Below are 3789 nucleotides of genomic sequence, written 5' to 3' on the forward strand. Positions count from 1 at the left end.
ATGTGACCGCGTCCGGCTGCCGGTGAACGCCTGGGGTTGCATTCTGCCTGCGGGCTGGTATGATCCTGACGCTGTCTTTACCCATCCAAATCCCTTCGCGGAGTGCCAATTGAAACTTGTCGTTACCAATGATGATGGATACGACCAGCCCGGACTGGCTGCGCTGGTTGACGCGGTAAAGGTGCTGGGAGAGGTCGTGGTCGTCGCACCGGCCACCCCCCAGTCTAACGTGGGACACCGGGTGACCATGAGGAAACCGATCCGTGTGGACCGGCCGGACAGCCAGACATATGTGGTTCATGCCACGCCGGCCGACTGCACCCGTCTGGCCGTCAAGCAGTTGGTGCCCGATGCCGAGTGGGTCATCGCCGGCATCAATCCGGGGGCCAACCTGGGCAGCGATGTTTACCAGTCGGGTACCGTTGCCGCCGCCCGGGAAGCCGCCATTCTGGGTGTCCGCGCCATGGCTGTGTCCCAATACATCTCGCCGGACTGGGCTGTCGACTGGCCGGCAGCGCAGGTGCAGGTTACCCGGATACTTGCGGGTATTTTAAAAAAAAATCTGGCACCGGGACAGTTCTGGAACATCAACCTGCCCAGTCCCATTACCGCCGGGTCGGCGCTCACCACCCAATTTTGTCCGCTGGACAAACACCCCCATCGCTATCGATACACTGAAGATGCCAGCGTTTATCGTTACCAGGGAATCATTCACGATCGCCCCCGATCGGCCGGCAGCGATGTGGACGTCTGCTTCGGTGGGATGATATCGGTCACACTTATGGAGATTTGACCGGATGAAATTCTGTTCCCAATGCGGCCGACCGGTCACGCTCACGGTTCCTGTCGATGATGACCGGCCGCGCCACGTCTGCCCCTCCTGCGGGGCAATCCATTACGAGAACCCCAAGCTCGTGGTGGGCTGCATCCCCGTCTGGGAGGGTCGTATCCTGATGTGCCGCAGGGACATCGAGCCCCGCAGAGGATACTGGACCCTGCCTGCCGGTTTCCTGGAAAACGGCGAAACTGCAGCAGCCGGCGCCCGGCGGGAAACTCTCGAGGAGACGGGTGCTCCGGTTGCAGAGCTGACCCCATACCTGATGGTCGATATCGTTCACATTCACCAGATATACCTGATGTTCCGCTCACGCCTTCTTGCGCCGGATTTTCACCCCACCCGCGAAAGTTCCGAGGTGAAGTTGTTCAAGGAAGATGACATCCCCTGGGATGACATTGCCTTCAAGGTGGTTGAGAAAACGTTGCAGTGCTATCTCAAGGACCGGATCTCGGGCCGCTTTGCCTTCCGCACCGACAAGATCGAAATGCGGGGTTCCATCGGAGACTGAATTCAGCCATTACAGGAATTGGCCGAACTCGATGCTCATGCCCACGCACTGCCTGTCGAGCATGCATGCAGAGGCATCCGCATCTTCCTGGTAATGCCTTATTTTTTCACCCTTCAGTTCAAAGTCCACTGTCCAGGCATTGTTTTTTTCATCCCAGTCTATCATCAGACTGCGATCGCACAATCCCAGTTACTCAGACCGGCGCAAAACCGGTAAGCCGGTTGCCAGGCCGGCTTGACATTAAGACGACCGGTCATAATTTGACTGATTACAAAAACGAAAGGAAACCAAACATGACTGATCCACTGTTTACTCCCTATACCCTTGGCGCACTGAACCTGCCCAACCGCATGGTCATGGCGCCCATGACCCGCAACCGGAACGATGAAAACGGCGTACCCAAACCCATGGCGACCACCTATTACGCCCAGCGCGCCACGGCCGGGTTGTTGATCACCGAAGCCACCCAGGTTTCGGACAAGGCCAGCGGGTATATATTTACCCCAGGCCTCTACACGGAGGCGCAGGCCCGTGGATGGCAGACGGTAACGGATGCGGTTCACGAAAAAGGCGGCCGCATTTTCAGCCAGATCTGGCACACCGGCCGGGTATCGCATCCATCTCTACAACCAGACGGTGGCGAACCCATCGCACCATCGGCCGTCAAGGCCGAAACCATGGTGTTCACGCCAAATGGTTTCGAACCGCCCACCATGCCCCGGGCGCTGGCCACCGAAGAGATTCCAACCCTTGTGGACCAGTTTGCCCACGCGGCAAGGCTGGCAAAAAGCGCCGGATTCGATGGTGTGGAGATCCACGGCGCCAACGGCTACCTCATCGAGCAGTTTTTGAAGGATGGATCCAACCGGCGAACCGACGCATACGGTGGTGACATCCCTTCCCGGATTCGGTTTGCCCTTGAAGTGGTCTCTGCCGTGGTTGAGGTGTGGGGGCCGGGCCGGGTCGGATTTCGTATCTCGCCGCGGGGGATCTTTAACGACATGCACGATTCGGACCCTATGGCCCTTTACAGCCAACTGGTGGCGGTGCTGAATGACATTCCCCTGGCCTACCTGCACCTCATCGAACCGCTTGCCGGGCATCCCGCATTTAAGAGCCAGGAGGGGGTTGAGCCGGTGGCAGCGGCACTTCGACAGATTTATAAGGGCACTCTCATGATCAACGGCGGCTACGGCAGGGAAACTGGTGAGAAGGCCATCGCCGAGGATGCGGCGGATCTGGTGGCCTTTGGGGTTCCCTACCTGGCCAATCCGGACCTGGTGGAGCGCTATCGCCGCACTTCCCCGCTCAACGAACCGGACCAGGACACCTTTTATGGCGGCGATGAAAAGGGATACAACGATTACCCGTTCTTAGACGGACACTAACCAAGCCATGTCCTTTCCTCGATAACGATACACCGACGCCGGACCCCAGGTTCGGCGTTTTTTTACCACTGCTGTTGCAGGGATCGGATGAAGCTCACTTCTTTGCGGTAGCGCGCGATGGTGCGCCGGTGGGCGGGAATCGGGTTTGTGGGTGCTGGCGGCACGGCCAGCCGACACCGGCGGTCAAAGGGGGTCTGGCGAACTTTCAGGTTGAAGGCGGTGACCATCAACGATTCCAGATTGATGGCGTCCTGAAGGTTGTAGGCGAGCAGGGTCTCCAGGGCCTGTTCGTCACGGTTGCGCAGATAGGCCTTCCACAGCACCACCGCGAACAGCCCGTCAATATCCTCAAGATCGCCACGGTCCATGCCCAACTGTGCCTCGCAGCGCTTGAGGCCACCCTTTAACCCCAGGCCGGCCAGCACGTAGCGCAGGTCGATATGGGCATGGTCCAGCGTCATGCCAAAAAACCTTTCGATTACCGGAACGTCGAAGCACTTGCCGTTGTAAGTCACCAGAAGCTTGTAGCGGCGGATGTCGTCGATGAAGTCGTCCAGGTTTTGTCCATTCACGTAGGTGACCATCGTCGTTCCATCGTATACGGCGATGGTGGAAATCGTGCAGTCTGCCTCCAACCCCGTGGTTTCGATATCCAGGTATGCCGTCTGGTCACCGAATTCGCTGAACAGCCGCCATTGCTGACTGGCTGGCAACCGCCGGGCAAAGAAATCCGGATTGCCCCGATCCAGTTGATGCCTGGATTCGGTCAGCACATCGGCAATGGTCTCCCGTTTGGATGTCGATAGTTTCAACGATGCATCGTCGAAAAAGGCATCCCAATCATCGACACCGGCGGCCCAGAAACCCTGTTCGGTTTTCGGTCCGATGCCCGGGATATGCAAAAAGGTATGTCGAAGCATTCGATCATTCCTAGCCGTTGAAAGGTTCAAGGTTCAGCGGTTAGGGGTGCACCGAAACCCTCAGCCAAAGTAACCCTTAACGCTTTTATTGTGACCATCCAGATGTCGCTTCAACCAGCCATTACTTTAAGGGAA

5 protein-coding genes are annotated in these 3789 nt (G+C 57.9%); 3 read left to right on the forward strand and 2 right to left on the reverse strand.

Annotated elements, in window-relative coordinates:
- Both surE and QNK41_RS00130 read left to right on the forward strand, forming a co-directional pair.
- A partial coding sequence (gene surE, locus QNK41_RS00125; protein ID WP_319252500.1) for a 5'/3'-nucleotidase SurE occupies positions 1 to 793 on the forward strand: 793 nt, incomplete at its 5' end.
- A 4-nt stretch (positions 794 to 797) separates the two neighbouring features.
- Positions 798 to 1346 carry an NUDIX hydrolase gene (locus QNK41_RS00130; protein WP_319252503.1) on the forward strand — a complete coding sequence of 183 codons (549 nt, stop codon included), beginning with the start codon at positions 798 to 800 and terminating at the stop codon, positions 1344 to 1346.
- A 9-nt stretch (positions 1347 to 1355) separates the two neighbouring features.
- Here QNK41_RS00130 and QNK41_RS00135 read toward each other — a convergent pair whose 3' ends face one another.
- Positions 1356 to 1511 carry a hypothetical protein gene (locus QNK41_RS00135; protein WP_319252505.1) on the reverse strand — a complete coding sequence of 52 codons (156 nt, stop codon included), beginning with the start codon at positions 1509 to 1511 and terminating at the stop codon, positions 1356 to 1358.
- A 128-nt stretch (positions 1512 to 1639) separates the two neighbouring features.
- Between QNK41_RS00135 and QNK41_RS00140 the strand changes: the two genes are divergently transcribed.
- On the forward strand, positions 1640 to 2734 hold the full coding sequence (locus QNK41_RS00140) for an alkene reductase (protein ID WP_319252507.1): 1095 nt from the start codon (positions 1640 to 1642) through the stop codon (positions 2732 to 2734).
- A 62-nt stretch (positions 2735 to 2796) separates the two neighbouring features.
- Here the strand turns inward: QNK41_RS00140 and QNK41_RS00145 are convergent, their stop codons facing one another.
- Positions 2797 to 3654, reverse strand: a complete 858-nt coding sequence (locus QNK41_RS00145) for a ribonuclease H-like domain-containing protein (protein WP_319252509.1) — start codon at positions 3652 to 3654, stop codon at positions 2797 to 2799.
- Positions 3655 to 3789 lie beyond the last annotated feature (135 nt).

Source organism: Desulfosarcina sp., assembly GCF_033791525.1.
In the GTDB taxonomy this organism is placed as follows: Bacteria; Desulfobacterota; Desulfobacteria; order Desulfobacterales; family Desulfosarcinaceae; genus Desulfosarcina.

Coding starts and splice junctions, on each gene's coding strand:
- QNK41_RS00130 (WP_319252503.1), top strand. CDS start 798: ATGAAATTCTGTTCCCAATGCGGCCGACCGGTCACGCTCACGGTTCCT.
- QNK41_RS00135 (WP_319252505.1), bottom strand. CDS start 1,511: ATGATAGACTGGGATGAAAAAAACAATGCCTGGACAGTGGACTTTGAA.
- QNK41_RS00140 (WP_319252507.1), top strand. CDS start 1,640: ATGACTGATCCACTGTTTACTCCCTATACCCTTGGCGCACTGAACCTG.
- QNK41_RS00145 (WP_319252509.1), bottom strand. CDS start 3,654: ATGCTTCGACATACCTTTTTGCATATCCCGGGCATCGGACCGAAAACC.